The 25,278-nt window shown below is 32.5% G+C and carries 28 protein-coding genes; 26 read left to right on the forward strand and 2 right to left on the reverse strand.

Features of this window, described 5'->3' with window-relative positions:
- Positions 1-58: 58 nt before the first annotated feature.
- Both THEWI_RS06415 and safA read left to right on the forward strand, forming a co-directional pair.
- Positions 59-1,456 (forward strand): oxaloacetate decarboxylase subunit alpha, encoded by a 1,398-nt coding sequence (locus THEWI_RS06415; protein ID WP_014062845.1) that lies wholly within the window; start codon positions 59-61, stop codon positions 1,454-1,456.
- Between the two features lie 111 nt (positions 1,457-1,567).
- A complete protein-coding gene (gene safA / locus THEWI_RS06420; RefSeq protein WP_014062846.1) occupies positions 1,568-1,990 on the forward strand; it encodes a SafA/ExsA family spore coat assembly protein in 423 nt (140 codons plus the stop codon).
- A 33-nt stretch (positions 1,991-2,023) separates the two neighbouring features.
- Here safA and THEWI_RS06425 read toward each other — a convergent pair whose 3' ends face one another.
- Positions 2,024-2,662 (reverse strand): hypothetical protein, encoded by a 639-nt coding sequence (locus tag THEWI_RS06425; RefSeq protein ID WP_014062847.1) that lies wholly within the window; start codon positions 2,660-2,662, stop codon positions 2,024-2,026.
- Positions 2,663-2,740: 78 nt separating this feature from the next.
- Here THEWI_RS06425 and surE point away from each other — a divergent pair, with 78 nt between their 5' ends.
- The 16 genes from surE (at position 2,741) to THEWI_RS06505 (ending at position 15,350) form a co-directional block, all read left to right on the forward strand.
- On the forward strand, positions 2,741-3,499 hold the full coding sequence (gene surE / locus THEWI_RS06430; RefSeq protein WP_014062848.1) for a 5'/3'-nucleotidase SurE: 759 nt from the start codon (positions 2,741-2,743) through the stop codon (positions 3,497-3,499).
- A gap of 135 nt (positions 3,500-3,634) precedes the next feature.
- Positions 3,635-3,832, forward strand: a complete 198-nt coding sequence (locus THEWI_RS06435; RefSeq protein WP_003870657.1) for an ATP-binding protein — start codon at positions 3,635-3,637, stop codon at positions 3,830-3,832.
- A complete protein-coding gene (locus THEWI_RS06440; RefSeq protein ID WP_014062849.1) occupies positions 3,829-4,968 on the forward strand; it encodes a 2-oxoacid:acceptor oxidoreductase subunit alpha in 1,140 nt (379 codons plus the stop codon). The genes THEWI_RS06435 and THEWI_RS06440 overlap by 4 nt, the downstream gene beginning before the upstream one ends.
- A complete protein-coding gene (locus tag THEWI_RS06445) occupies positions 4,958-5,782 on the forward strand; it encodes a 2-oxoacid:ferredoxin oxidoreductase subunit beta (protein ID WP_014062850.1) in 825 nt (274 codons plus the stop codon). The genes THEWI_RS06440 and THEWI_RS06445 overlap by 11 nt, the downstream gene beginning before the upstream one ends.
- Positions 5,779-6,342 (forward strand): 2-oxoacid:acceptor oxidoreductase family protein, encoded by a 564-nt coding sequence (locus THEWI_RS06450; RefSeq protein WP_014062851.1) that lies wholly within the window; start codon positions 5,779-5,781, stop codon positions 6,340-6,342. The genes THEWI_RS06445 and THEWI_RS06450 overlap by 4 nt, the downstream gene beginning before the upstream one ends.
- Positions 6,321-7,184: a MurR/RpiR family transcriptional regulator gene (locus tag THEWI_RS06455; RefSeq protein ID WP_003870661.1), complete on the forward strand. Its 864-nt coding sequence runs from the start codon at positions 6,321-6,323 to the stop codon at positions 7,182-7,184. The genes THEWI_RS06450 and THEWI_RS06455 overlap by 22 nt, the downstream gene beginning before the upstream one ends.
- Before the next feature lie 98 nt (positions 7,185-7,282).
- Positions 7,283-8,533 (forward strand): Glu/Leu/Phe/Val family dehydrogenase, encoded by a 1,251-nt coding sequence (locus tag THEWI_RS06460; RefSeq protein WP_014062852.1) that lies wholly within the window; start codon positions 7,283-7,285, stop codon positions 8,531-8,533.
- 71 nt (positions 8,534-8,604) lie between these two features.
- A complete protein-coding gene (locus THEWI_RS06465) occupies positions 8,605-9,312 on the forward strand; it encodes a hypothetical protein (RefSeq protein WP_014062853.1) in 708 nt (235 codons plus the stop codon).
- An 18-nt stretch (positions 9,313-9,330) separates the two neighbouring features.
- Complete coding sequence (locus THEWI_RS06470; RefSeq protein WP_006570430.1) at positions 9,331-9,960, forward strand: histidine phosphatase family protein; 630 nt, start codon at positions 9,331-9,333, stop codon at positions 9,958-9,960.
- Entirely contained in the window at positions 9,957-11,177 is a 1,221-nt protein-coding gene (locus tag THEWI_RS06475) for a BaiN/RdsA family NAD(P)/FAD-dependent oxidoreductase (protein WP_014062854.1), read from the forward strand. Before THEWI_RS06470 ends, THEWI_RS06475 begins: the two co-directional genes overlap by 4 nt.
- 70 nt (positions 11,178-11,247) lie before the next feature.
- Positions 11,248-11,709, forward strand: a complete 462-nt coding sequence (locus THEWI_RS06480) for a hypothetical protein (RefSeq protein WP_014062855.1) — start codon at positions 11,248-11,250, stop codon at positions 11,707-11,709.
- A 117-nt stretch (positions 11,710-11,826) separates the two neighbouring features.
- Positions 11,827-12,126 carry a chorismate mutase gene (gene aroH / locus THEWI_RS06485; RefSeq protein ID WP_231368342.1) on the forward strand — a complete coding sequence of 100 codons (300 nt, stop codon included), beginning with the start codon at positions 11,827-11,829 and terminating at the stop codon, positions 12,124-12,126.
- A 10-nt stretch (positions 12,127-12,136) separates the two neighbouring features.
- Positions 12,137-12,802, forward strand: a complete 666-nt coding sequence (gene cmk, locus THEWI_RS06490; RefSeq protein ID WP_004396278.1) for a (d)CMP kinase — start codon at positions 12,137-12,139, stop codon at positions 12,800-12,802.
- 2 nt (positions 12,803-12,804) lie between these two features.
- On the forward strand, positions 12,805-13,383 hold the full coding sequence (locus tag THEWI_RS06495) for a lysophospholipid acyltransferase family protein (protein ID WP_014062857.1): 579 nt from the start codon (positions 12,805-12,807) through the stop codon (positions 13,381-13,383).
- Positions 13,384-13,393: 10 nt separating this feature from the next.
- On the forward strand, positions 13,394-14,260 hold the full coding sequence (locus THEWI_RS06500) for a 4-hydroxy-3-methylbut-2-enyl diphosphate reductase (protein WP_014062858.1): 867 nt from the start codon (positions 13,394-13,396) through the stop codon (positions 14,258-14,260).
- Positions 14,247-15,350, forward strand: a complete 1,104-nt coding sequence (locus tag THEWI_RS06505) for a 30S ribosomal protein S1 (protein WP_014062859.1) — start codon at positions 14,247-14,249, stop codon at positions 15,348-15,350. Before THEWI_RS06500 ends, THEWI_RS06505 begins: the two co-directional genes overlap by 14 nt.
- Before the next feature lie 189 nt (positions 15,351-15,539).
- Here the strand turns inward: THEWI_RS06505 and THEWI_RS06510 are convergent, their stop codons facing one another.
- The gene (locus THEWI_RS06510) at positions 15,540-16,583 is read right to left on the reverse strand and encodes an IS30 family transposase (RefSeq protein ID WP_014062860.1); all 1,044 of its coding nucleotides are present in this window, start codon (positions 16,581-16,583) and stop codon (positions 15,540-15,542) included.
- A gap of 219 nt (positions 16,584-16,802) precedes the next feature.
- On the opposite strand from THEWI_RS06510, the gene speD reads away from it, so the two are divergent.
- The 8 genes from speD to hfq all read left to right on the forward strand — a co-directional run bounded on the left by speD (position 16,803) and on the right by hfq (position 25,244).
- Positions 16,803-17,177: an adenosylmethionine decarboxylase gene (gene speD / locus THEWI_RS06515; protein ID WP_003866794.1), complete on the forward strand. Its 375-nt coding sequence runs from the start codon at positions 16,803-16,805 to the stop codon at positions 17,175-17,177.
- 81 nt (positions 17,178-17,258) lie between these two features.
- Complete coding sequence (locus tag THEWI_RS06520) at positions 17,259-18,038, forward strand: CheR family methyltransferase (RefSeq protein ID WP_004396269.1); 780 nt, start codon at positions 17,259-17,261, stop codon at positions 18,036-18,038.
- A gap of 17 nt (positions 18,039-18,055) precedes the next feature.
- On the forward strand, positions 18,056-19,471 hold the full coding sequence (miaB, locus tag THEWI_RS06525) for a tRNA (N6-isopentenyl adenosine(37)-C2)-methylthiotransferase MiaB (protein WP_014062861.1): 1,416 nt from the start codon (positions 18,056-18,058) through the stop codon (positions 19,469-19,471).
- Between the two features lie 63 nt (positions 19,472-19,534).
- Positions 19,535-22,138 carry a DNA mismatch repair protein MutS gene (gene mutS / locus THEWI_RS06530; protein WP_014062862.1) on the forward strand — a complete coding sequence of 868 codons (2,604 nt, stop codon included), beginning with the start codon at positions 19,535-19,537 and terminating at the stop codon, positions 22,136-22,138.
- On the forward strand, positions 22,135-22,326 hold the full coding sequence (locus tag THEWI_RS15570; protein WP_425274173.1) for a hypothetical protein: 192 nt from the start codon (positions 22,135-22,137) through the stop codon (positions 22,324-22,326). The genes mutS and THEWI_RS15570 overlap by 4 nt, the downstream gene beginning before the upstream one ends.
- Positions 22,323-23,978 carry a DNA mismatch repair endonuclease MutL gene (gene mutL, locus THEWI_RS06535; RefSeq protein ID WP_425274174.1) on the forward strand — a complete coding sequence of 552 codons (1,656 nt, stop codon included), beginning with the start codon at positions 22,323-22,325 and terminating at the stop codon, positions 23,976-23,978. Before THEWI_RS15570 ends, mutL begins: the two co-directional genes overlap by 4 nt.
- A gap of 15 nt (positions 23,979-23,993) precedes the next feature.
- Positions 23,994-24,941, forward strand: a complete 948-nt coding sequence (miaA, locus tag THEWI_RS06540) for a tRNA (adenosine(37)-N6)-dimethylallyltransferase MiaA (RefSeq protein ID WP_014062864.1) — start codon at positions 23,994-23,996, stop codon at positions 24,939-24,941.
- A gap of 42 nt (positions 24,942-24,983) precedes the next feature.
- Positions 24,984-25,244: an RNA chaperone Hfq gene (hfq, locus tag THEWI_RS06545; protein ID WP_003869105.1), complete on the forward strand. Its 261-nt coding sequence runs from the start codon at positions 24,984-24,986 to the stop codon at positions 25,242-25,244.
- Positions 25,245-25,278 lie beyond the last annotated feature (34 nt).

Consider the following 25,278-nt stretch of genomic DNA (forward strand, 5'->3'; position numbering starts at 1 on the left):
TTTTTTTATTTTGTTTCTTTTGAAAAAATAGTATAATATATTATGAGGAGGTATTAATATGAGCAATAAAATTAAAATTACAGAAACTGTATTAAGAGATGCCCATCAATCACTCTTGGCTACTCGAATGTCGACGGAAGAAATGCTCCCAATTGCAGAAAAATTGGATGCAGTAGGATATTATTCTATTGAAGCGTGGGGAGGAGCTACCTTTGATGCTTGTATGAGATTTCTTGACGAAGACCCTTGGGAAAGATTAAGAAGATTAAAGAAAAGGATAAAAAATACGCCTCTTCAAATGCTTTTGAGAGGACAAAATCTATTAGGATATAGGCATTATCCTGATGATATAGTAGAAAGATTTATTGAGAAGGCTGTTTACAATGGAATAGATATAATAAGAATTTTTGATGCTTTAAATGATGTACGAAATCTTGAAGTTGCTATAAAAGCTACTAAAAAGGCGGGAGCTCACGCTCAAGGTACCCTTGTTTATACTATAAGTCCTGTTCACAACATTGACCATTATATTAAAGTAGCAAAAGAGCTGACAGAATTAGGAGTAGATTCCATATGCATAAAGGATATGTCAGGAATATTAACTCCTTATGTTGCTTATGAGTTAGTAAAAAGCCTTAAAGATACAGTAAATGTTCCTATACAGTTGCACAGCCATTATACGAGTGGAATGGCGGCCATGACTTATCTTAAAGCAATAGAGGCTGGAGTAGATATAATAGACACTGCTATTTCACCTTTGGCATTAGGAACTTCTCAACCTGCTACAGAAACAATGGTGGCAGCTTTAAAAGGCACTCAATATGACACTGGTTTGGATATGGAGTTATTATCAGAGATTGCTTCATACTTTAAAGAAGTAAAACAAAATCACAATAAAGAAATAGATTTATCTATGGTTACGAGTGTAGATACAGATGTATTAATTTATCAAGTTCCAGGAGGAATGCTATCAAATTTGATTTCCCAATTGAAACAACAAAATGCTTTAGATAAGTACCCGGAGGTTTTAAAAGAAATTCCTAAAGTTAGAGAAGAATTAGGATACCCACCTCTTGTTACTCCTATGAGTCAGATGGTAGGGACTCAAGCCGTCTTGAATGTAATAACTGGAGAAAGGTATAAAATGGTACCAAAAGAAATAAAAGATTATGTGAAAGGACTGTATGGTAGACCACCAGCGCCAATTTCAGAAGAAATAAAGAAGAAAATAATAGGAGATGAAGAGGTAATAGATGTTAGACCAGCAGATCTTTTAAAACCGCAATTTGAAGCGATTAAAGAAGAGATTAAAGAGTATTATGAACAAGAAGAAGATGTTTTATCTTATGCTCTTTTCCCACAAGTAGCAAAGAAATTTTTTGAATACAGAAGAGCAAAAAAATATCAAATAGATGCAACTCTTCTTAATATGGAATATATGACATATCCAGTCTGACAGGGAAATAATCTTCCCTGTTTTTTATATTTAAAAATCCCTCCTGTAACATATATTTTTATCCTTCATAACATGTAGTAGAAAGTTTAAGTTTAAAAGGAGGGAAATAAGATGACAATAGATGGATCTTATTACAATCCCAACTATCCTAAGTATCCTTACCATCATCCCTATTATCCACATCATCCTCATCCGGGACATTGTAAGACTTTTTATACAGTGCAGCCAGGAGACAGTATGTGGTCTATAGCGAATATGTTTGGAATAAGTCTTGACTGCTTAATAAGAGCTAATCCTCAGATATCGGATCCTAATTTGATATATCCAGGGCAACAAATTTGCATACCTTTCTATTGTCCACCAGTGTCTCCAGAAACCTGCAAAACAATATACACAGTAAAACCGGGAGACAGTATGTGGTCAATAGCTAATATGTTTGGCGTAAGTCTTGATGCATTGATAAGAGCAAATCCACAAATACCAGATCCCAATTTGATATACCCAGGACAACAAATATGTATACCTTCTGCCTAAATATTTAATTGTTAAGGCACCTTTTAAGGTGCCTTAACAATTAATGTGAAGATATATAGTATTAGGATAATTGCTTGTATATTTTATAACTTTTACAGTCCCTGGTTGAATATTTTTTCCACATTTTAAGCATAGGTAATTTTTGTTTTCTTGCAAATAAGTGTAGCTTATTTCTACCTCTAATTTTCCATATTTTTTCCAGCTATTCCACCCAGTTTTGCACAATTTGGCTCTGTTTTCATGATCGGCATATACCCATCTCAGCAATCGATGAAAATGAAAAGGATATTTTGTGTATCTTAAAAACTTTTCTGGCAATCCTAAAGATAAAGCGTAATTTTCAAAAGAATTTTCTATTATATCCTGAAGAGGATTTAATATTTGGGTACTTTCCCAATTATACTCTTCTTGTTCTAACCATTTTCTAAAAGTATCAAACATGTAACCTCTACAAACTTGTATTTTTTCAGTTTTGCTTACTTTAAGCTTTTCTAAAAGTTTTTTCCCGATTTCACAGGCTTTTTTTAAATACAATTTATTTTTAAAGTTTTCTTCGTTATAATATTCTATGGGAATTATATCACAGAAAAATTCTCCGGTTTCTACTCTCATAGCCCCAATACACGTTCCACCTACTAAACTTCCACTTCCCGCGTCGTCTATTTGTATCACTGTATCACTCCTTGCCTATATATAAATTTTGTAATAAAATCAAAGTAATTATACGTTATTAATTAGAGGAGGTAGAAAATGAAAATACTTCTTACTAATGACGATGGAGTACAAGGATTAGGGATGTTAAAATTAGCAGAATATCTTAAAGATAAGTATAAGGTAACGGTAGTAGCTCCTGAAAAAGAAAGAAGTGCTATAAGCCATGCTATAACTTTACATAAACCTTTAAGGCTTAAAAAAGTGAAGGAAGAGGATGGTTTGAAAATATATGCGGCAAATGGTACGCCCTCCGATTGTGTCAAATTAGGAATTGAAGTGGTGCTGGAAGAAAAACCTGATATTATAATTTCTGGCATTAATGAAGGTCTAAATTTAGGGACAGATATACTTTATTCTGGTACTGTTTCTGCGGCTATAGAAGCTGCAATTTACGCCATTCCTGCTATTGCAGTTTCCCTTGCAGAAACCGCTGATATTGAAGATAGGCGTATATATAAATTTTTGGAGAATTTAATAGAAAAAGTTTTAGAAAAAGGATTACCTAAAAACACATTATTGAATGTAAATATACCCGATTTTAAGAAGGGAATAAAGGGCGTAAAAGCTACAATACTCGGCAAGAGAATCTATATTGAGACTTTTCAAAAAAATTATGACCCAAGAGGGAAAGAGTACTATTGGATGGCAGGGAAAATTTCGGAAATAGAAAAGGATGAAAGGACAGACATTGTTTCTGTGAAAGAAGGTTATATTTCTATTACTCCAATTCATTTTGATTTAACAGAGTACAACATGATAAATATTTTAAACTCCTGGGACATAAAAATAGAATAAATATTTCTAATATTCTATATGATGCAAGAATTGTATCAAAAATATTCATGAAATTTATTATTCATTTTATGGAGGATTTTTTATTTTTGTATAGAATATTATATATTGCAAACAAAATTTAATGAGGGTGATAAATTGGTAAAAAATAAAGAGCTCGTAATAATAGAAGAATGGTGCAAAGGCTGCGGCATTTGTGTAGAATTTTGTCCTGTTAAAGTATTGGAACTAAAAAATGGTAAAGTTAGACTAATAGATGCGGATAAATGCACTAAATGCGGCCTTTGCGAGCTCCGGTGTCCTGATTTTGCCATATATTTAGAGGTGAAAGAATGATGCCTACGGTATTGATGCAAGGAAATGAAGCGGTAGTGGAGGGAGCTATAGATGCTGGACTAAAATTTTATGCAGGATATCCAATAACTCCCTCTACTGAGATTGCTGAACTTTGTGCCGAAAAACTTCCTTTTGTAGGTGGGAAATTTATTCAAATGGAAGATGAAATCGCCAGCATGGCAGCAGTTATAGGAGCTTCCCTTACTGGATTAAAAGCAATGACTGCTACATCGGGTCCTGGGTTTTCTTTAAAACAAGAAAACATAGGCTTCGCTGCTATGGCAGAAATTCCATGTGTTATAGTAGATGTTCAACGAATGGGTCCGAGCACAGGAATGCCTACTTCCCCTGCACAAGGAGATGTAATGCAATCCAGATGGGGAACTCATGGCGACCATCCTATAATCGTTTTATCACCATCTTCTGTAAAGGAAGCTTACTATATTACTATTCAAGCTTTTAATCTTTCTGAAAAATACAGGACACCTGTAATTTTACTTATGGATGAAGTTATAGGTCATCTAAGAGAAGCAGTTAATTTGGATGAATATAAAGATGTAGAAATTTTTGAACGACCCATGCCCCAAGACAAAGAGAACTACTTACCTTACCAGTTTATAGAAAATGGAGTTGCACCTTTAGCACCCTTTGGTAAAGGTTTTAGATTTCATGTAACAGGACTTGCCCACAATGAAAAAGGATTGCCTACAAATGACCCTAAAGTAACAGAAAAATTGGTAAAAAGATTGATGGGAAAAATTGAAAACAATAAAAAAGACATACTGATGTTTGAAGAAAAAGATACTGAAGGAGGAGATATATTACTTATATCCTTTGGTTCTTCTGCTAGAGCTTGTGAAGCAGCAATGGAAGAACTTAAAAAAGAAGGAATAAAAGTTGGACTTTTTAGACCTATAACCATATGGCCTTTCCCTGATGAAAAATTGAGGGAAATATATCCTAGATTTAAGAAAGTGTTTGTAGTTGAAATGAATACAGGGCAACTTTACTATGAAGTAGATAGAATAATCAAAGGTAATACCTATGTAGAGAAAATTAACAAATTTAATGGAGAATTTTTCACTCCTTTTGAGATTGTAGAGAAAATAAAGGAGAGTTTTAAAAATGGCATCTGAGCTGGTGGAAGGGTATTTCAGGAAGGAAACGTTACCAAATATTTGGTGTCCAGGTTGTAGCAATGGAATAGTAACGGCAGCTATTGTAAGAGCAATTGACAACTTAGGACTTGACCAAGATAAGGTATGTATTGTATCTGGAATTGGTTGTTCTGCAAGGGCATCAGGATACTTGGATTTTAATACTTTGCATACTACCCATGGAAGAGCTATTGCTTTTGCAACAGGTATTAAATTTGCTAATCCTGAGCTTACAGTAATAGTTATTACTGGAGATGGAGATAATGCGGCTATTGGAGGTAATCACTTTATTCATGCTTGCAGAAGAAATATAGACTTAACTGTAGTAATGTACAACAACCATATTTATGGAATGACAGGAGGACAGTATTCTCCAACGACTCCACGATTTGACAGAGCTACTACTGCACCTTACGGAAATATTGATAGGTATTTTGATATTTGCAAATTGGCTATTGGAGCAGGTGCTACTTATGTAGCTAGAGGTACTGCTTACCATGTTCAACAATTGACAAAACTAATTGAAAGAGGAATTTCTCATAAAGGTTTTTCCTTCATTGAAGCTTTAAGTATATGTCCTACTTACTATGGAAGAAAAAATAAAAAAGGAACACCTGCAGATATGCTAAAGTGGTTAAAAGACCATGCAGTAGACATAAAACAAGGTAGTAAAATGGACCCTGAAGAGTTTCATGACAAATTTATTATTGGAGAGCTTTTAAATATTGATGAGCCTGAATTTGTAGAAGAATATCAAAAAATGTTAAATAATTTGAAGGTGAATTACAAATGAGTTCAATAGAGATAAGATTAAGTGGTTCAGGAGGGCAAGGTTTAATCCTTGCAGGAATAATTTTGGCGGAAGCTGCAATATTGGATGGTAAAAATAGTGTTCAAAGTCAGTCCTATGGTCCTGAGGCAAGAGGGGGGTCCAGCAAAGCAGAAATAATAATAAGTGATGAATATATAACGTATCCTAAGGTATTAAAGCCAGACATACTACTTACTCTTGCGCCTTCTGCCTATTTATGTTATAAAAATGACATGAAAGAAAATGGAATAATTATAATAGATGAATCAATAATTCCTAATGATGAAGATGCCCAAAAAGTTGTCCGACTTCCCATAATAAAAACTGCACAAGAGGTAATTGGAAGAGCTTTTGTGGCGAATATAATATCTTTAGGTGTAATAGCAGAGTTAACTAATGTAGTAACAAAAGAATCTTTGGAAAGAGCTGTTTTAAATAGAGTACCTCCAGGCACAGAAGAGATTAACAAAAGAGCATTGACAGAGGGCTATAATCTTGTAAAAATGAGGGGTAGTGAAATATGGCAAAAACAGATGATTTGATAAAAAGGATACAAGATAATTATACAAAATTAAGCAAAAGCCAAAAGATAATAGCAGAGTACATTATAAATCATTATGATAAGGCAGCTTTTATGACAGCTGCAAAATTGGGAGCCAGCATAAATGTAAGTGAATCAACTGTTGTAAGATTTGCTAATACTTTAGGCTATAATGGATATCCAGAACTTCAAAATGCACTGCAAGAGCTTATAAAAAATAAACTTACAACAGTCCAAAGGTTAGAAATGACAGAAGAGACAGATGAAATTGCTATATTGAATAATGTACTAAAAGCCGACATAGAAAACATAAAAGAGACCATAAATGAAATAAATAAGGATGACTTTAGAAGAGTCGTTTCAGATATCATCAATGCTACAAAAATTTATATAATAGGTTCCAGAAGTTCTATTGTCATTGCAGAATATTTGGGATTTTATTTAAATTTAATACGGGAAAATGTGTCAGTCGTTAAAGCCGGCGTATCAGATGTTTTCGAGCAAATTCTCAGAGTTAGTGAAAATGATTTAGTGATAGGAATTGGTTTTCCGAGATACTCAAAAAGAACATTAGATGTGCTGAAATATGCAAAATCTCAGAATGCAAAAATCGTTACAATAACAGACAGTTTAATTTCTCCTCTTACCTCTGTTGCTGATGAGATATTAATTGCGAAAAGCAACATGGCTTCTTTTGTGGATTCATTAGTGGCACCGCTAAGTCTTGTCAATGCTCTTGTTGTAGCTGTGGGTCTCAAAGAAAAAGAGAAAATAACGGATACTTTTGAAAAATTGGAAAGTATTTGGGATGAATATGGAGTATATTTCTCGAAGCCAAATTAATAATAAAATTTTTGAAGGATTATTAAAAAATTTGTAGAATATATAATTTAGAAATCGATTTATTTGCTTCAAAATTTTAAAATTAGGAGGATAATAAAATGTCAAAAGAGTCATTAAATCCTTTGATTATTGCGCAAAAACAGATTAAAAATGCTTGTGATTTGCTGGGGTTAGAAGAATCTGTTTACGAACTTTTAAAGGAACCTATGCGAGTATTAGAAGTTTCCATTCCTGTGCAGATGGATGATGGTACGGTAAAAGTCTTTAAAGGTTATAGGTCCCAACACAATGACGCATTAGGGCCCACAAAAGGTGGAATAAGATTTCATCCTGATGTTACATTAGATGAAGTAAAAGCCTTATCCATGTGGATGACATTTAAATGTGGGGTAGTTGGGCTGCCATACGGGGGAGCAAAAGGCGGAGTAGTGGTAAATCCAAAAGAATTATCTAACGATGAGTTGCAGCGGTTAAGCAGGGGCTATATAAGAGCAATAGTCAGTATAATTGGTCCTAATAAAGATATACCAGCTCCAGATGTAAATACTAACATGCAAATTATGGCTTGGATGGTAGATGAGTATAACAAAATTGTAGGCTACAATAGCCCTGCGGTCATTACAGGAAAACCTTTGATATATGGTGGTTCTAAAGGAAGAACTGCTGCAACTGGATATGGAGTTGCATTGATGGCACGGGAGGCTGTAAAACGTTTACAGATGGATTTCAAAAATTGTACATCAGCTGTACAGGGCTTTGGAAATGTTGGAAGTTACACAGCTTTAAATCTTCATAGATTAGGAGCTAAAATTGTGGCAGTAAGTGATGTGTATGGAGGTATATACAATAAAGACGGAATTGATGTCGAAAAATTAGTAGAGCATGTAAATAAGACAGGAACAGTTTGCAATTTTGAAGGAACAACCAGTATAACAAATGAAGAGCTTTTAACAATGGATGTAGATATTTTAGCTTTAGCAGCTTTAGAAAACCAGATAACTTCTGCAAATGCGCCAGATGTAAAGGCGAAAATAATTTGCGAGGGAGCAAATGGTCCTACCACCCCTGAAGCAGATAAAATTTTAGCAGAAAAAGGCGTGTTTGTAGTTCCAGATATTTTAGCTAATTCAGGAGGAGTAATAGTCTCATATTTTGAATGGGTGCAAAATCTCATGAATTATTACTGGACAGAAAAAGAAGTAGAAGAAAGACAGGAAATTATGATGGTAAATGCTTTTAACGCTATATATGAATTAGCACAGCAGTACAAAGTTGATATGAGGACAGCAGCTTACATGATATCGATTAAGCGAGTCTATGAAGCTATGAAAATTAGAGGTTGGTTATAAAGGCCTTCAATTGAAGGTCTTTTTTTTATATGGTAAAATATTATAAAAAGCTTATCAGAGGAGGCTTCTTTATGGTAAGGAGTCTTCTAACTGTAGATTGGGATTATTTTATACCTTCTAAAAAAGAGTGGTTTTTCTCTTATATAGAAAATGATAAAAATTTGACTCAACTGTGGTATAAGAGATATATAAAAGGGAAATTAGAGGGAGAAAATTTGGAAAAGACTATAAAAGTAGGTAAAGTCATAAAAGGCTTCTGGGATAAAATAAAGACACAGTTTGAGTTTGATAAAAATATTAAAATTTTTGTCTCTGAATCCCATAAAGTTGCCTATTATTTGGCAAAAAATTTTGAGTGTTCTGAAGTAATTTCTTTTGATGCCCATTCTGATTTAGGATATGGTGGACTACCTTCACTGGATTTTGAATTAAATTGTGCTAATTGGCTAGGTAAACTTTTAAAAGAAGGTATAGTAAAAAGAGCCAACATTGTATATAGCCCTTACACCTTTGAAAAGCCTTCAGATTTTGAGGACTTTAACAATCTTTACAATATACAGTATTATAAATCTGTAGAAGAATTACCAAAAGAGAATTTGATAGGGGTTATACACATTTGTAGGTCGGGTATTTGGACACCTCCTTGGCTGGATGAGCGATTTGAAAAATTTATAAATGAGTTAGGCTTGCCTTTCAAGAAAATTCCATTAAAAGAGAGAAAATGGGAGGTGTCAAAGCTTTCTTACGCAGATCAAATCTTTTACCTTAATTTCGCATAAAACTTAAGGAGGAATTGTATGACTACACGACTATATATAGCACGTCACGGGCAGTCAGAGTGGAATTTACACAATAAAATGCAAGGTGTGCAGGATATTGATTTGACACCTACAGGTTTAAAACAGGCTGAACTACTGGCGAGTCGATTAAAAAATGAGAAAATAGATTGTATATATTCAAGTGATTTAAAAAGAGCTTATGTAACTGCACAAATAATTGCAAAAGAGTTGGGATTAGAAGTTCAGAAAATTCCTGAGTTTAGAGAAATGTCCTTTGGTATATGGGAAGGGCTTACATCGGAAGAAATTAATGAATTGTATAAAGAAATATATACATTATGGAAAACAAATCCTGTTAAAGCTAATATAGAAAAAGGAGAAACTTTAGAAGAAGTTCAAAAGAGAATGGTAAAAAATACTTTGAAGATAGTTGAAGAGAATAAAGGAAAAAATATATTGATTGTTTCTCATGGGACTTCTATAAAAGCACTGATTTTAGGGCTTTTAGGAATTGACTTAAGTTTTTATCCTAGATTTAGACTTGATAATACTTCTCTTAATATAATAGATGTTAAAGAAGATGGAAAAACTGTTTTAGTGCTATTTAACGATACTTGTCATTTGAGGAGAGATGAAAAAATAATATGAAAAAAATATTTGTAGTAGGCGGCGGTCCAGCAGGAATGATGGCAGCTTTATCAGCAGCTATGATGGGAAAAGAAGTAAGTATATTTGAGAGGAATAACATTTTAGGTAAAAAATTATTAGTTACAGGTAATGGAAGGTGTAATATTACGAATTTTGCTGACAAAGAAGAATTTTTCGAGAATATTCCAGGCAATAGTAAATTTTTATATAGCGCTTTTAGCAAGTTTTCTAATAAGGATTTAATAGAGTTTTTAAATAGAAATGGGCTTAAAACTAAAGTAGAAAGAGGCTTAAGGGTTTTTCCGGTTTCAGATAAATCAATAGAAGTGAGAGATTTTTTTGTGAATATCCTTAAAAAATATGGAGTAAAGATAAATTATAACTGCAGAGTAAGTGATGTGATAGTGGAAAATAAACACGTAAAGGGCATAAGTGTTGATGAGAGTGTTTTAAACTGCGATAGTGTAATATTAGCAACAGGAGGAGTGTCATATCCTACGACTGGCTCTACTGGTGATGGGTATGAAATTGCTAAGAAATTGGGGCACACAATTATAGAGCCATTTCCTTCCTTAGTGCCGATTGTTACATATGAAAATGTAAGAGAATTGATGGGACTCACTCTTAAAAATGTCAAAGTTTCTGCTTTTTTTGGAGAGAAATTAATAAGAGAAGAGTTTGGAGAAATGCTTTTTACCCATTTTGGGTTGTCAGGCCCTGCAATACTCACCTTAAGCAGGTTTTTACATGACTACTTAGGTAAGGGAGAAGTGGTAATAAAAATTGACTTAAAGCCGGGACTTAATGTTGAAAAGCTGGAGGAAAGAATATTAAGAGATTTTAATAAGTACCAAAATAAAAATCTGAAAAATGCCTTGGAAGATTTATTGCCTCATTCATTAATCCTATATGTTATAAAAAGGGCGAATATAGACCCTGATAAAAAAGTTAGGGAAATAACCAAAGATGAAAGAAAAAAATTGGTCAATAGCTTAAAAAATCTTACTTTTAAGGTAAAAGGCCTAAGGCCTATAAGAGAAGCAATTGTTACAGGTGGTGGAGTAAGTATAAAAGAAATAAATCCCTCTACAATGGAGTCTAAAATAATAAAAGGCTTATTTTTTGCAGGTGAAATTATAGATGTGGATGGATTTACCGGTGGATTCAACTTGCAAATCGCCTTTTCTACGGGATATGTGGCAGGAATCAATGCGTGAATGTGAAATGCGGGAAACCGCATTTTTTTATTTATTTTGCATAAGATATAATAAGAAAAGGAGGATAAATATGGGAAAAAGAGTCAAAAGGAAAAAATACAGATATATTGACAGTGAAAGTATTCTTGTAGTATTGATAATGTTAGGGCTTTTAAGTATAGCTATAACTCAACTTTTGATGACAAATGACGATATAAAAGTTTTTTTAAGTTCTACACAAAAATTAGAGGGGATTAATTTAAATTCTAATCTTTCGCAAGAAGGTAAAGTGACAATTGAGGTTGTAGAAAAGGATAAAGCATTAAATTCCTTTGTATTGCTAGACGGAGAGCCAGTTGGAAATTTTTCTACCAAGTCTATTACTATTACAGTAAGGCCCAATCAAATTTTGGAAATAGATGGCACCAGAGAAAAGGAACCTCTTCATTTTAAAGTAGTAGCAATTAGTGAAAATGTAATTGAGCCGCAAAATACCACTGTAGTTAAAGTAGATAAGAATATACAAAAAATATGTATGATTAGGCTGAAATGATTTATTTGTAAAGGGTAATTATGCTATAATATAAAAAAGACAAAAGATGATAGGAGAGGAGAATGCCCTATAAAAGTCATAAGAGGTGCTATAACTTCCAAAAATACAAAAGAAGATATTTTAAAGGATACTACTATTCTCATTGAAGAAATTATTAAAGCAAATGAATTAGAAGAGAAAAACATAATTTCTATTTTTTTTAGTGCTACTAAAGATTTAGATGCGGTTTACCCTGCCGAAGCAGTTAGGAATATGGGTATGACCTCAATACCTATGATGTGCCTACAAGAAATGGAGGTAAAAGGCAGTCTCAGCCATTGCATAAGAGTTGCGATTTTTACAAATTTAAGTGAAGATAAAGAGGTTAAACACGTTTATTTGAAAGAAGCAAAAAAACTGCGTCCAGACTTAGTTTGAGGTGATAGTATTGACTGTAAAAATAGCAATAGATGGGCCGGCGGGAGCTGGCAAGAGCACTGTTGCAAAAAAATTAGCTAAACTTTTAAATTATACCTATATCGATACAGGTGCTATGTATAGAGCCATTACATATAAGGCCATACAACAGGGGGTAAATCTTATTGAAGAAAACAAAATAGCTGATATTGTGCAAAGTGCTGATATCATCTTAGAAGGAGAAAAAATTTTTTTAGATGGAAAAGACATTTCTGAAGAAATAAGAAAACCGGAGGTTTCTGAAAAAGTATCTTTGGTATCTAAAATACCTAAAGTGAGAGAAATTTTAGTGCAAAAACAAAGGAAAATTGCTGAAGGCAAAAATGTAGTAATGGATGGAAGAGACATAGGAACAGTTGTGCTGCCTGATGCACAGTTTAAATTTTTTTTAACTGCTTCTTTAGAAGAAAGGGCAAAACGGCGTTATAGAGAACTTAAAACTAAAAATGTAAATGTAAGTTATTACGAGGTGTTAAAAGAAATAGAAAATCGTGACACCATAGATTCACAGAGAGATACATCTCCTCTAAAAATTGCTGAAGATTCTATTGTCATTGATACTACATATCTTTCAGAAGAGGAAGTTTTAGAAAAACTGTACAATATTATAAAGGAAGGATTAAAAGGGGAAATTTAAGTATGTTTTATTATATTGCTAAAATTATAGTATTAGTAATTATAAAAGTGATGTTTAGAATAGAAGTAAGAGGACTTGAAAATATTCCTAAAAAAGGCCCAGTAATCATATGCCCTAACCATATAAGTCTTCTAGATCCTCCTGTCATAGGAGCACTTTTAAACAGACGAATATACTTTATGGCAAAAGAAGAGCTTTTTAAAAATCCTTTTTTAAAGCTTCTTTTAGGGACAGGCTTAGGAGCTTTTCCCGTTAAAAGAGGTACTGCTGATTTATCAGCTATTAAAACTGCTTTAACTTACTTAAAAAAAGGAAGAGCAATTGGAATTTTCCCTGAAGGTACAAGAAGTAAAACCGGAAAACTTCAAAAGGCTGAACCAGGGGTTGCCTTATTAGCAATTAAAGGGAATGCTCCTGTAGTACCTATAGGAATTAAAGGGAAATATCGCCTTTTTTCTAAGATTATTATAAATATCGGTAAACCAATAACTTTTGAAAAATATGCTAATTCTAAACTTTCCTCTGAGAGACTTTCTGCTATTGGAGAGGAAATAATGCAAGAAATTGCAAAATTGCTGTAGGAGGTAAAGAATGAAAATATTGATTGCTGAGTATGCAGGTTTTTGCTTTGGAGTAAAAAGAGCTATTGAAACTGCATATCAGGAAATTGAAAAAGGTGATGGAAAGAAAATATATACTTTAGGTGAAATTATTCATAATCCACAAGTTATATCGGACTTATCGAAAAAAGGGGTTAATGTTATTGAAGAAGAAGAGCTGGATAAATTGACTGAGGGCGATAAATTAATTATCCGAAGTCATGGGGTGTCTAAAAAATTATACGACTTTCTCGCTAAAAAAGGAGTTGAAGTCATAGATGTTACCTGCCCATTTGTAAAAAAGGTCCAAAATATAGTTTATGAGTACTACCACAAGGGCTACTCTATTATCATTGTAGGAGATAGAAATCATCCAGAAGTAATAGGAGTAAACGGATGGTGTGATGACACTGCTTATGTGGTAAATTCAATTGAAGAAGCTTATGAATTACCTCAATTAGAAAAGGCATGTGCAGTTGCTCAAACTACTCTCATTGAAAAGCATTGGAAAGATATTTTAGAAGTAATAAAGCTAAAAGTTAAAGACCTTATTTTTTTTAATACTATATGCGATGCTACACAAAAAAGACAAGATGCTGCTGATGAGCTTTCAAAAAAGGTAGATGTAATGTTTGTAATTGGGGGGAAACATAGTTCTAATACTCAAAAACTAAAAAAGATATGTGGAAAAAATTGTAAAAACACTTTTCATATAGAAGATGCAGAGGAATTGACTCTTGAGATGGTAAAAGACCATGAGATTATAGGAGTAACAGCAGGAGCTTCAACCCCCGATTATGTGATAGAAGACGTGATAGAGAAAATTAGATTTTTAAAAGGGGAAGATGGGGATGAGTGATTTTTTAGAAGGTTATACTTTTAAGACGTTGCGACCTGGAAACATTGTCAAGGGAAAAGTGATAAAAGTTTCTGATGAGGGGATTATTGCAAATATTGGCTATAAATCAGATGCTTTTGTGCCTAAAAATGAACTTTCTTTAAATCCTAATTTTGATGTAAAAAAGACCTTCAATGTTGAGGATGAGTTAGATTTATATATAATAAGTGTGGAAAATGATGAAGGAAATGTATTAGCCTCTAAAGTTATGGCTGATGATAAGCTGAGCAGAGAAAAAATTGAAAAAGCCTATAAAAATAAAGAGATAATTGAAGGAGAAATTATTGAGGTTGTAAAAGGCGGAGTGATTGCCTACTCATTAGGAGCTAAGGTTTTTATTCCTGCTTCTCAACTGGAATTACATTATGTCGATAAATTAAATGAATATTTAGGTAAAACTTTGCGGCTTCGAATAATTGAGTATATTCCCGGCAAGAAGATTGTTGGATCTCAAAAAGAAGTACTGAAACTAGAAAGAGAAAAAGTTAAAAAAGCGCTTTTATCTAATTTGAAAGAAGGAGACATAGTAGAAGGAAAAGTAAAAAATATAATAGATAAGGGAGTTTTTGTAGACATAGGAGGTTTTGATGGTTTTATCCCTCTAAGTGAAATTAGCTGGGAAAGAATTAAAAATCCGCGAGAAGTATTGGGAATTGGAGATAAAGTCTCGGTTTATATATTAAATGTGGATGAAAAAAAAGAAAAAATTACTTTGAGCCTGAGAAAAGTATTGCCAGATCCGTGGGAGAATGCAGAAACAAAATATCACGAAGGAGACGTGCTAAAGGGAACTGTTACTAATATTACGCCTTTTGGAGTATTTGTACAGCTAGAACCAGGGATAGAAGGATTGATTTATAAAAATAATTTAGAAAATAGTATCAAAACATACAAAATAAATGATACTATAAAAGTAGAAATATTGAATATAAACCAACAAGATAAAAAAATAAATCTTAAAGAAGTGCCTCTTGAAGAAGAAGATATTCCAGAAATAGAGCATCAAGAGCTTAGAATCACCTTGGGAGAAATATTTAATAAAAATTTATAAATTGTAATATTAAATGCAACACTTAATGAAAATCATGTAGATATAGGATTTGGGACAAATCATATATAACCTTAAGCCCATCTTAGTTAACAAATTGAGCGAAGGTCGTAATTTGTCAAGGGTTTAAGTCAGGCGAAGCCTGCCCCTTGACAAATCACGAGCGAGCTCTATACTTTATAAGAGATGGGCTTAACAGATTTTTGCCAGTTCCTCATAAAAGCATTCTTTAGGTGTTTTATAATTTAACAATTTTCGTGGAAGGTTATTAAGCCAATTTTCTACTCTCTTTATCGTATCTATAGATAAATCTTTAATACTTTTTCCTTTAGGGATAAAACGTCGTATAAGACCATTATGTCGTTCATTCGTAGCTCTTTCCCAAGATGAATATGGATGTGTATAATATACTTCTACCCCATATTCTAAAAAAGTACTTTCTAAATCACTAAACTCTGTACCATTATCAGATGTTATGGTTTTAAATACTTTGTTTAAATTATCACCAAATATATCTTTTAATTTTGATAGTGCATCTTTAACAGATTTGCTGTCTTTTGCATCTAAAAGAAATATTATTTCATGGCGAGTCTTACGCTCTGTTAATGTTAAAAGGACCTTGTCATTAGACTTCTTGCCAATTAACGTATCTATTTCCCAATGTTCAAAAACTTCACGGCTTTCAACTTCTTTAGGCCTAAAATCAATACTTTTACCCATAATACGTTTATTTTTACGGTTTTGCTTCTTCCTTGGTTTTAAACGTAGTTTTAAAGGTAAATCAATGTTTTTAACTTTTAATAATCCTCTATCTATATAGTTGTAGAGTGTTTTAGTACAAACAATGGTTTTATTATTCCAGCTTGGGTCCTTCTTACAATAACCTACAACTGCATCCGGCGACCATTTTTCATGTAATATTTTATTTTCAGCATATTTCAAAAAATCTTCTGCTTTAGCTGCTTTAAATTTAGCTCCACAATTTGAACGATTTTTTTCGTAGACAGCCTGACCAGTTTCAGGGAAATAGCTTGTATAAGAAGACAAATCACTTCTAAGTTGTGTAGTAGTTCCACGTTTAATTTCACGGCTTATGGTACTTGGAGATCGATTAAGTTTTTTAGCAATATACCGAATACTCCTTCCTTCCTTGAGTAATGCATAGATTTCTCCTCGTTCATAGCTACTTAAGTGTTTAAAAGAACGCTTTTTTGTGGTACAATTATTATGAACCATAGTGAAAATCCTCCTTGTATGATGTTGATTTGACACCTATATCATACATGATTTTCACTATGGTTTCTATTTTTTTATCTGTTGCATTTAATTATACAACTAACCTTTAATAAAAATTTTTAAACTGTCATGTAAAAAACCTTGACAAAAGAAAAAAATCTGCTAAAATTAAAATCATTGAATGTATACATTATTTTAGTAAAGGAGGCACGATACAAAATGAATGCTTTGGGTCGCCACATTTTGGCAGAAATTTATGGGTGCGATAGCAATATTTTAGACAACTTGGAATTAATCGAAGACATAATGGTTCAGTCTGCAATAGTGACAGGCGCAGAGATACGGGAAGTTGCTTTCCATAAATTTAATCCCCAGGGCGTAAGCGGAGTAGTGGTCATATCAGAATCTCATATAACTATCCATACTTGGCCAGAACTGGGTTATGCCGCGGTTGACGTATTTACTTGTGGTGATGATGTCAATCCGTGGGATGCCTGTAACTATATAGCGAAAATGTTAAGAGCACAAAACATGACTGCAACAGAGGTCAAACGTGGAGTCTTTGAAAAACCAGTGAAGGTGGTTAATTACTGATTAAACTTCAAAATATGAAGGATCTGGTTTGTTTGTGGCTTTTAAAGCCACTTTTTTCTATAATTAGGGGTGAACATATTTATGGTAGGTTATGAGGACTTTGTTAAAAAAATACATAAATTGACTGGAATAGATTTATCTTTATACAAAGAAAAGCAGATGAAAAGAAGATTAGAATCTTTAATCACTAGTCACAAATTTAGCTCTTATGAGGAATATTTTAATGAACTCTCTGTTAATAAGACATTATATGAAGAGTTTCTAAATTATATTACTATTAATGTGACAGAATTTTTTAGGAACCCTTCACAGTGGGAAATCTTAGAGAAAGACCTTTTACCTGACATTATAAAAAAAAGTTTTAGAGTCTGGAGTGCAGCTTGTTCTACTGGAGAAGAACCTTATTCTGTAGCCATGCTTTTAACAAAGTTTATAGATTTAAAAGATGTGACAATTATTGCTACAGACATAGATGGAAGAGTATTGGAAAAAGCTAAAAAAGGTATATATTCGGCTGAGAGTGTAAAAAAAGTACCTCAAGAATATTTAAAAAAATTCTTTAGAAAAATTGATGACAAAAGTTATCAGATAAGTGAAGATATTAGAAAAAGCGTACAATTTGAAAAGCATGACTTGTTAAATGATGAATATCCTAAAAATATAGATTTATTAATTTGTAGAAATGTGTTAATATATTTTAATGATACAGCTAAAGATAAAATATATAAAAAATTTTATGAGTCTTTAAATGATAACGGTATATTTTTTGTGGGTAGCACAGAGCAGATAATATTGCCGTATAGATACAATTTTGAACCAATTAAAACTTTTTTCTACAAAAAAATTATTCCACAGGGATAAAAGAGGTGTTAATAATAATGCCTACCAATATTTATGTGACTGAAGAAGAATTAAAAAAACAAGAAAAAATAATGAAAGAAATTGCAGAAGAAAATAAGGGTAAAAACCTTTATTATCACATTGAAACTTACGGCTGCCAAATGAATGTCCATGATTCGGAGAAATTGGCAGGTATGCTAGAAAAGATGGGATATAAATATACTGAAAATCTGGAACAAGCTGATGTTTTACTTTTTAACACTTGTGCTGTAAGAGAACATGCTGAAATAAGAGTATTGGGAAGAGTATCACAAATGAAAGAATTGAAGGCTAGAAATCCTAATTTAATTATTGGTGTATCTGGCTGTATGATGCAAGAAAAAAATGTAGTAGAAGCTATTAAAGAAAAATATTCCTATATAGATATTGTTTTTGGCACTCATAATATATATAAATTTCCACAGCTTTTATGGGAGGCTTTGAACTCTCAAGATATAGTTATAGATATTATAGAAGATACAAAAAATGTAATTGAAGAGTTACCTGTCAAAAGGGACAGCAATTTAAAGGCATGGGTTAATATTATTTATGGTTGCAATAATTTTTGCACCTATTGCATAGTACCCTATACAAGAGGCAGAGAAAAGAGCAGAAAGCCAGAAGATATAATAGCAGAAGTAAAAGAATTAGCCCAAAAAGGGTATAAGGAAATCACTTTATTAGGGCAAAATGTAAATTCTTACGGAAAAGACCTTGATGAAGATATAACTTTTGCAAAACTACTTTACAAGCTAAATGATATTGAAGGAATTGAGAGAATAAGGTTTATGACCTCTCATCCTAAAGATATTTCCGATGAATTAATATATGCCATTAGGGATTTAGATAAAGTTTGTGAACATTTGCATTTACCTGTACAAGCTGGTAGCAACAAGATTTTAAAAAAGATGAATAGAAAATACACCAAAGAACACTATTTAGAAATTATTGACAAAGTAAGAAGTAACATTCCAGATATTGCGATAACAACAGATATAATCGTAGGTTTTCCAGGTGAAACAGAAGAAGATTTTTTGGAGACGTTGGATTTAGTAGAAAGAGTGCGATTTGATGCCGCTTATACTTTTATTTACTCTAAAAGAGCAGGCACTGTTGCGGCAAATATGCCAGACCAAGTAGATGATGCTATAAAACATGAGCGTTTAGAAAGACTTATAGAGTTGCAAAACAAAATCAGCTTAGAAAAAAGTGCAGAATTGAGAGGAAAAATTGTGGAAGTATTGATAGAAGGAATTAGTAAAAGAGACAGTAATAAATTGACCTCTCGAACTCGAACCAATAAAGTAGTCCACTTTGTGGGAGATGAAAGCCTTATCGGCAAACTTGTTAATGTTAAAATAACTGAAACAAAGGCTTGGACAATGCAGGGAGAATTAGTAGAAGTTATAAGATAAAAGTGCGCCTATATGGGCGCTAATTTTTATGATATAATAAAAAGGAGTCGGAGGTGCAAAAAAATGGCCGTCACTCCAATGATGGAACAATACCTTAAAATAAAAGAAAAATATAAAGATGCAATACTCTTTTTCCGCCTAGGAGATTTTTATGAGATGTTTTACGAAGATGCGGAAATTGCTGCTAAAGAGCTTGAAATAGCTTTGACAGGAAGAGACGTAGGAACGGAAGAAAGAGCCCCAATGGCTGGTGTTCCTTACCATGCAGCAGACTTTTATATAGACAAGTTAATAAAGAAAGGATATAAAGTTGCTATTTGTGAACAATTAGAAGACCCTGCAAAAGCAAAAGGTTTGGTAAAAAGAGATGTAGTAAGAATATATACTCCGGGGACAATAATAAATCCTGAATCAATGGATGAAAAAACAAATAACTACCTTGTGTCTGTTTTTAAAGGAAGGGACAATTATGGAATTTGTGCTGTTGATGTAACAACGGGAGATTTATACGCTACAGAACTTAAAAATTGTAAAGACACTAAAAGAGTTTATGATGAAATAACAAAGTATGCTCCTTCAGAAATAATCGCTAATGAAGATTTTTTAAAAAATAATAAATACGTAAAAATTTTCAAGAATAATAACTGTGCTATAAATATCTATGAAAAGCAGCTTGACTATGAAGAAAAAATTAAATTAATAGAAACTCAATTTAATAAAAAATCCGAAGAATTAGGTATAAAAGATAAGCCTTATATGGCTAATTCGTTAGCGGCTCTTTTTAGCTATTTACAAGAATTACAAAAAACTGCTTTAAAGCATATAAACAAATTGCTTATATATGAAGATAACTCCTATATGGGATTAGACAGCAATGCAATAAAAAATTTAGAAATATTAGAGTCTAATAAAAACAAGTCAAAAAAAGGTTCTTTATTAGGAGTTTTAGATAAAACTGTAACTCCTATGGGAGGAAGGCTTTTAAAAAAATGGCTAGAAGAGCCTTTGCTTAATAAAGAGCATATTGATGCTCGGTTGCAAGCAGTAGAAGAACTTTTTAATGATTATAAAAATCGCCAAGATTTAAAACAACTTTTAAACAAAATATACGATTTAGAAAGATTGGCCAGCAAAATTGTCTACCAGAGTATTAATCCAAAAGATTTTATTTCCATAAAGCTATCTCTTCAAAATTTGCCTTACATCAAAGAAATATTAGAAAAGTTCAATTCAAGGCTTTTGAAAGAGATATGCGAGAAATTTGATATTTTACAAGATATATACGAATTAATAGATAAGTCGATAAAAGATGACCCTTCTACTCAATTAAAAGAAGGAAATATCATAAAAGACGGGTATAATGAAACAGTGGATAAGCTAAGAAAGGCTTCAACAGAAGGTAAAAATTGGATCGCAAATCTTGAGGCTGAAGAAAGAGAAAAAACAGGCATTAAGAACTTGAGAATAGGTTACAACAAAGTTTTTGGCTATTATATTGAAGTTACAAAATCTAATATACCACAGGTTCCTGAAAGATTCATACGAAAACAAACTTTGGCAAATGCAGAAAGGTATGTGACACCTGAGCTTAAAGAAATAGAAGAGACTATATTAGGAGCAGAAGAAAAATTAATTGAGCTTGAATATCAGCTTTTTAACGAAATAAGAGAAAAAGTAGAACTACAAATTGTAAGAATACAAAATACAGCAAAATATATAGCCATAATAGATGTACTCATTTCCTTTGCAGAAGTTGCGGAAACAAATAGATATATAAAACCGATAGTAGATTATAGTGACAGAATAGTCATCACGGAAGGGAGACATCCAGTAATAGAGACTATTTCTGATGAATCTTTTGTAGCAAATGATATAGATATTGGTTCTGAAAATCCTATCATGATAATAACGGGGCCTAATATGGCTGGTAAATCTACTTACATGAGACAGGTTGCTTTAATTGTACTGATGGCTCAGATAGGCTCTTTTGTCCCTGCTTCTTACGCTAAAATTGGGATTGTAGATAAAATCTTTACAAGAGTAGGAGCATCCGATGACATCTTTGCAGGACAGAGTACCTTTATGGTGGAAATGTCTGAAGTGGCAAATATATTAAAATCTGCCACTAGTAAAAGTTTGATAATACTAGATGAGGTAGGGAGAGGCACAAGCACTTATGATGGTATGAGTATAGCTCATGCAGTTATTGAATATATTCATGAAAAGATAAAGGCTAAAACTTTGTTCGCTACTCACTATCATGAATTGACAAAACTTGAAGGCAAGATGAAGGGAGTAAGGAATTATAATGTTTCAGTAGAAGAAAGAGAAGATGACATAATATTTTTACGGAAAATAGTACCTGGTGGCGCTGATAAAAGCTATGGAATACAAGTTTCAAAATTAGCAGGACTACCTTATAGCATTGTTGAAAGAGCAAAAGAGATATTGAACAGTTTGGAAAATGATAAGGTCATAAAGTCCGAATTAGAAAATGCATCACAGCAACTTGCCTTTACTCAAATAGATATTTTTTCTACGGCAAAGGATTCGCTAATTGATGATATAGCCAATTGCGATGTGGACAACATGACTCCTATTCAAGCTCTAAATTATTTATATGAATTAAAGGAGAAGGCAATCTCCTTGAGGAGCGGAGTATTATGAATAAAATTCATCTTTTAGATGAAAAGACAATAAATAAAATTTCTGCAGGAGAAGTTGTTGAAAGACCTGCCTCTATTGTGAAAGAATTAATTGAAAATTCTATTGACGCTGGAAGCAAAAATATTACAGTGGAAATTTTAGAAGGTGGCATTCCTTATATAAAGGTATCTGACGACGGTTGGGAATGAATGAAATAGACGCTATTTTAGCTTTTGAAAGGCACGCCACCAGCAAGATAAAATCTGACAATGACCTTTATAGTATAGGGACATTAGGTTTTAGAGGAGAGGCCTTAGCTAGTATTGCTGCAGTTTCCCATGTAACTTTACAGACTAAAGAAGAAGGAGCTTTATTTGGTACTAAAATTGTTGTGGAAGGTGGGAAGGTAGTAGAAAAAACTACTTGTGGTTGTGCAAAAGGATGTAGTATTGAAGTAAGAGATGTGTTTTTTAATACGCCGGCACGAAGGAAGTTTTTGAAACGTCCTTCAACAGAGACTATGTATATAACTGATGTTGTAACTAAATTGTGCCTTTCCCATCCTGAAATTTCTTTTAAATATGTAAAAGACAGGAAACTACAGTTTATAACATCAGGCACTGGAAATATAGAAGATGTAATTTTGAGGCTTTTTGGAAATGAAGTCTACTCTTCTCTTATGTCAGCTTCTTTTGAAAGTGAAGATTTGAAATTAAAGATTTTAGCAGGTAAAAATTCTTTAAATTATTCAAATAGGAATATGCAATTTTTCTATGTAAATGGAAGATACGTAAAAAATAAGACCCTCTCGGCCGCTGTAGATGAAGCTTTTAAGACTTATATACCTGTGAACCGATATCCTGCTGTTTTTTTGTACATGGAAATAGACCCAAGGCAAATTGATGTGAATATACATCCTTCAAAATTAGAGATAAAATTTTCAGATGAAAGAAGAATTTTTGAAGCTGTTTATAAAACTATAAAGGATAGCCTTCATAAATACAACTTGATACCAGAAGTAAAAATTGAAGAAAAGAAAAATATCTTTGAAATTGAAACTCCAACTATTTCAGCTGAACAGACGAAATTATACTTGACTTCTTCTGATAAAGAATTAGAAGAGGAAAAAAAGAAATTTGACAATGAATTTAAAGGTAAGAATGTTTTTTTAAAAGATAATGTATTAAAAGAAAATAGTAAAAATAGTAGTTTAGATAACCATTTGGCTGTTTATGAGGAATATGAACATGAAAAAGAAGAAATAAATAAAAATGACCTTGCTAAAAAAATAAGTGATATAAGAATAGTGGGCACATTATTTTCTACTTATATAATCGTAGAAAAGGAAGATGTATTCTATATAATTGACCAACATGCTGCCCACGAAAGGATTTTATATGAAAAATTTACTTCCCAATATGAAAAAATTCAAACAAGGCAGGTAACATTTCCTATTGTAGTAGAATTACAACCAAGAGACTTAGAACTTGTTCATCAAGAAAAAGAGCTTTTAAATAAATTAGGTTATGTATTTGAGGAATTTGGGAACAATTCTATAATATTAAGAGAAGTGCCTGTAATTTTAGGACAGCCAGAAGCAAGGCAGTTATTTATAGATATAGTGGAAAAACTTAAAGATAAGGAACTTATCAATAAAATATCCTTAAAAGAAGAAAATATTATAATGATGGCTTGTAAAGCTGCAGTAAAAGCTATGGATAATTTATCTGAGAAAGAAATTCATAAACTTTTTGAAGACTTAAAAATTACAGAAAATCCTTATACTTGTCCTCACGGAAGACCTGTTATAATCGCTATAACAAAAACTCAGTTAGAAAAGATGTTTAAAAGAATTATGTAATATAAGGGTGATGGGATGGCTATACAACTTGTGCTTATTGTTGGACCTACCGCTTCTGGTAAGTCTAAATTAGCAGTAGACGTGGCAAAAGAATTTAATGGAGAAATCATTTCTGCTGATTCTATGCAAGTTTATAAGTACATGGATGTTGGTACAGCAAAAATTACAAAGGAAGAAATGCAAGGCATCCCTCATTATTTGATAGATATTGTAGAGCCAAATCAAGAGTTTAGTGTAGCAGAATATGAAAAAAGAGCGAAAGAGATTATAAAGGATATTTACAAAAGAGGGAAACTTCCTATAATTGTAGGGGGAACTGGTTTATATATCAATTCAATAATTTACATCATGCACTTTTCTGATTTTGAAGGAAGCAAAGAATTTAGAGAGAAAATGAAAGAATTAGCAAATACTTATGGCAGTCAATATCTTTATGAGAGGTTAAAAAGTGTGGACCCAGAGGCAGCAAAAAAAATACATTCAAATGATATTAGAAGAATCATCAGAGCTTTAGAAGTTTATGAATTTACAGGCAAACCTATTTCTTACTATCAAAAAATGAGTGGTATGCGTTTAAATCTAGAGTATCAGCCTATAATGATAGGGCTTAATTTCAGAGACAGACAAATTTTATACGATAGAATTAATCAAAGAGTAGATGAAATGATAAAAAATAATTTGGTTGAAGAAGTGGTAAACTTGCTAAAAATCGGGTATAATAAAGACAGTACTGCTATGCAGGCTTTAGGATATAAAGAAATTGTCGAATATTTAAAAGGAGAGATTTCTTTAGAAGAAGCTGTTGAAAAGATTAAAAAAGGGACAAGGAGGTATGCAAAAAGACAGATCACCTGGTTTAAGGGTTATAACTTTATCAAATGGTTTTTTGTAGATGACTATAAAAATTATGAAGAACTCAAAAAAAATATTATTAAATATTTAGCAGGAAAATTAAATTTTTGATAGAATATAACTAATGATACATATTAAAGAAGGGGGATAAAGATGGCAAGTTCAAAAGCAGCTATTAATTTACAGGATATCTTTTTAAATCAAGTGAGAAAAGAGCATGTACCAGTAACTGTCTACTTAATCAATGGATTCCAATTAAAGGGTTTAGTGAAAGGATTTGATAATTTTACGGTGGTGTTGGAGTCAGAGAACAAACAGCAACTTCTTATCTACAAGCATGCTATTTCGACAATTACACCCCAAAAGCCTGTAATCTTCTCTGCTTCTGATAAGGATGAGAAGAAAGAAGAGTAAAAACAAAAAAACAGTATTAGGGTAACTAATACTG

It is taken from the genome of Thermoanaerobacter wiegelii Rt8.B1 (genome assembly GCF_000147695.2).
In the GTDB taxonomy this organism is placed as follows: domain Bacteria; phylum Bacillota; class Thermoanaerobacteria; order Thermoanaerobacterales; family Thermoanaerobacteraceae; genus Thermoanaerobacter; species Thermoanaerobacter ethanolicus.

What these genes read in the sequence shown, in the direction of transcription:
- THEWI_RS06415 (WP_014062845.1), top strand. Translation starts at nt 59, where the DNA reads ATGAGCAATAAAATTAAAATTACAGAAACTGTATTAAGAGATGCCCAT.
- safA (WP_014062846.1), top strand. Translation starts at nt 1,568, where the DNA reads ATGACAATAGATGGATCTTATTACAATCCCAACTATCCTAAGTATCCT.
- surE (WP_014062848.1), top strand. Translation starts at nt 2,741, where the DNA reads ATGAAAATACTTCTTACTAATGACGATGGAGTACAAGGATTAGGGATG.
- THEWI_RS06440 (WP_014062849.1), top strand. Translation starts at nt 3,829, where the DNA reads ATGATGCCTACGGTATTGATGCAAGGAAATGAAGCGGTAGTGGAGGGA.
- THEWI_RS06445 (WP_014062850.1), top strand. Translation starts at nt 4,958, where the DNA reads ATGGCATCTGAGCTGGTGGAAGGGTATTTCAGGAAGGAAACGTTACCA.
- THEWI_RS06450 (WP_014062851.1), top strand. Translation starts at nt 5,779, where the DNA reads ATGAGTTCAATAGAGATAAGATTAAGTGGTTCAGGAGGGCAAGGTTTA.
- THEWI_RS06455 (WP_003870661.1), top strand. Translation starts at nt 6,321, where the DNA reads ATGGCAAAAACAGATGATTTGATAAAAAGGATACAAGATAATTATACA.
- THEWI_RS06460 (WP_014062852.1), top strand. Translation starts at nt 7,283, where the DNA reads ATGTCAAAAGAGTCATTAAATCCTTTGATTATTGCGCAAAAACAGATT.
- THEWI_RS06465 (WP_014062853.1), top strand. Translation starts at nt 8,605, where the DNA reads ATGGTAAGGAGTCTTCTAACTGTAGATTGGGATTATTTTATACCTTCT.
- THEWI_RS06470 (WP_006570430.1), top strand. Translation starts at nt 9,331, where the DNA reads ATGACTACACGACTATATATAGCACGTCACGGGCAGTCAGAGTGGAAT.
- THEWI_RS06475 (WP_014062854.1), top strand. Translation starts at nt 9,957, where the DNA reads ATGAAAAAAATATTTGTAGTAGGCGGCGGTCCAGCAGGAATGATGGCA.
- THEWI_RS06480 (WP_014062855.1), top strand. Translation starts at nt 11,248, where the DNA reads ATGGGAAAAAGAGTCAAAAGGAAAAAATACAGATATATTGACAGTGAA.
- THEWI_RS06495 (WP_014062857.1), top strand. Translation starts at nt 12,805, where the DNA reads ATGTTTTATTATATTGCTAAAATTATAGTATTAGTAATTATAAAAGTG.
- THEWI_RS06500 (WP_014062858.1), top strand. Translation starts at nt 13,394, where the DNA reads ATGAAAATATTGATTGCTGAGTATGCAGGTTTTTGCTTTGGAGTAAAA.
- THEWI_RS06505 (WP_014062859.1), top strand. Translation starts at nt 14,247, where the DNA reads ATGGGGATGAGTGATTTTTTAGAAGGTTATACTTTTAAGACGTTGCGA.
- THEWI_RS06510 (WP_014062860.1), bottom strand. Translation starts at nt 16,583, where the DNA reads ATGGTTCATAATAATTGTACCACAAAAAAGCGTTCTTTTAAACACTTA.
- speD (WP_003866794.1), top strand. Translation starts at nt 16,803, where the DNA reads ATGAATGCTTTGGGTCGCCACATTTTGGCAGAAATTTATGGGTGCGAT.
- THEWI_RS06520 (WP_004396269.1), top strand. Translation starts at nt 17,259, where the DNA reads ATGGTAGGTTATGAGGACTTTGTTAAAAAAATACATAAATTGACTGGA.
- miaB (WP_014062861.1), top strand. Translation starts at nt 18,056, where the DNA reads ATGCCTACCAATATTTATGTGACTGAAGAAGAATTAAAAAAACAAGAA.
- mutS (WP_014062862.1), top strand. Translation starts at nt 19,535, where the DNA reads ATGGCCGTCACTCCAATGATGGAACAATACCTTAAAATAAAAGAAAAA.
- THEWI_RS15570 (WP_425274173.1), top strand. Translation starts at nt 22,135, where the DNA reads ATGAATAAAATTCATCTTTTAGATGAAAAGACAATAAATAAAATTTCT.
- mutL (WP_425274174.1), top strand. Translation starts at nt 22,323, where the DNA reads ATGAATGAAATAGACGCTATTTTAGCTTTTGAAAGGCACGCCACCAGC.
- miaA (WP_014062864.1), top strand. Translation starts at nt 23,994, where the DNA reads ATGGCTATACAACTTGTGCTTATTGTTGGACCTACCGCTTCTGGTAAG.
- hfq (WP_003869105.1), top strand. Translation starts at nt 24,984, where the DNA reads ATGGCAAGTTCAAAAGCAGCTATTAATTTACAGGATATCTTTTTAAAT.